Annotated in this window: 3 protein-coding genes; 2 read left to right on the top strand and 1 reads right to left on the bottom strand. The window is 57.5% G+C overall.

The features are described from left to right. A partial coding sequence (locus HWN72_RS30625) for an ATP-binding protein (RefSeq protein WP_211152315.1) occupies window positions 1-304 on the top strand: 304 nt, incomplete at its 5' end. 290 nt (window positions 305-594) lie between these two features. Here HWN72_RS30625 and HWN72_RS30620 read toward each other — a convergent pair. Further along, a complete protein-coding gene (locus HWN72_RS30620) occupies window positions 595-1,077 on the bottom strand; it encodes a hypothetical protein (protein WP_211152314.1) in 483 nt (160 codons plus the stop codon). Between the two features lie 230 nt (window positions 1,078-1,307). On the opposite strand from HWN72_RS30620, the gene HWN72_RS30615 reads away from it, so the two are divergent. Beyond that, a partial coding sequence (locus tag HWN72_RS30615) for a transposase (RefSeq protein WP_211152313.1) occupies window positions 1,308-1,491 on the top strand: 184 nt, incomplete at its 3' end.

The raw sequence follows: 1,491 nt of genomic DNA, 5'->3' as shown, positions 1-1,491 counted from the left end.
ACTCACCCGCATCCAACTGCTCGTGCTCGACGACTGGGGCAGCCATGGGCTGACCGAGCAGCAGCGCGGCGATCTGCTTGAAATCTTCGAGGAGCGCTACAAGCGTAAATCCACCTTGATTACGGCTCAGTTACCGGTCGCTCAGTGGCACGAAATGATCGGTGCCCCCACGATCGCTGACGCCATTCTCGACCGCCTGGTACACAATGCCCACCGCATAACACTCGAAGGCGACAGCATGCGCAAAACCCGACCCGCGCCCCTCTTGACCGACATAGAGAAAGCCGAAATCATAACCGCCTGAACCACAACAAGGCACCTATGACCAAACTGCGCCGACTGTCCGGGACTTAGCGAAACGCCTGTCCGCGATTTTGTGAAACGGCTGTCCAGAACTTCTGAAATACGCAGTTCGCGCGCAACAGCGCCCGATGATGCTGAATTTATTGTCCATACCAGAACGGTCTGAAGCGGGTTTCTGAAAGGGCCTGGCTGGTGGCTGCAATCTCGAAATCGCTTCCGCGCGGCCAGACTGACGCCTTAAAACCGAATTTGTCGTAGCCTCCGATAGGGTCGCACCGCAGTGCAGCACGCTCAGCCGAATGGATTGTCGTCAGCGTACCGCTGGCTGATGAACCTGGTGTTGTTCGTGAACGCATCGATGTCATGCTGGGCCAGGTTACGAAGGATCTCATCGACCTTGTGCTGTATCTGATCGAGAGACTCGTTGAGAATGAAACTGGCAGACTTCCCGGTCTTGCGGAAGATCTCGGCGCGATGATCCGGCGGAATGTCAATGTAACTCTTGACCAATTTGGGCAAATGCTGCTCACGCATCTGAATGACATCCACTTGGGTGAAGCCGGGAATTTGCTCCCGCTCCATCGCCTTTTCAGCATCTACAAGGCATGCGAAGATCCGGCGGATGCGCTCTTTGGCGCCATTTGGAACACGGTCGTCTTCGTAGTCCACCTGGACCGGAGGGATTGTTGGAGCCAGAGGCGTAGGAGGAGTGTTCGGGGAGGCCGTGCCGCTCAATGCACGTGCTATGCGGCTGAAAATGCCATCTTCGCTCATCGTCGTCGGCCCTCCTTTCCTCGTTTGCGGCGTGCTTACATGGTTCCGTATAAGCCGTTCATCTGGAGAAATGTAGTCAGCCCGTGAGATCCGCCAGACGAGCAAGCGGCTCGGTACGCGACCGGTGAACTCCAGGGCGACGCGAACAAGTGTAAGCGCGAAATTCCGCGCACCTGTTCGGTTGAGTGACGCGGTGTGAAGGATGTGTCCACCAAGGAAGAGGTGGACACATGGAGTTGGCACCGATGGGCCGCTATGGGCTCGAGGTTGTAAGGGTGACGAGTAACGGCCGGCGCTATTATGGTCGGGCGGGGAAGGCACGGTTGATCGAGGCGTGCCTCGAGCCGGGCATATCGGTGGCGAGGCTTGCGCTGGAGCATGGTGTCAACGCCAACCAACTGCGCAAATGGGTCG

The organism is Novosphingobium sp. HR1a (assembly GCF_015594425.1).
Taxonomy (GTDB): Bacteria; Pseudomonadota; Alphaproteobacteria; order Sphingomonadales; family Sphingomonadaceae; genus Novosphingobium; species Novosphingobium resinovorum_A.
This window is presented reverse-complemented; position numbering and strand designations above follow the sequence as displayed.

Coding starts and splice junctions, on each gene's coding strand:
- HWN72_RS30620 (WP_211152314.1), bottom strand. CDS start 1,077: ATGAGCGAAGATGGCATTTTCAGCCGCATAGCACGTGCATTGAGCGGC.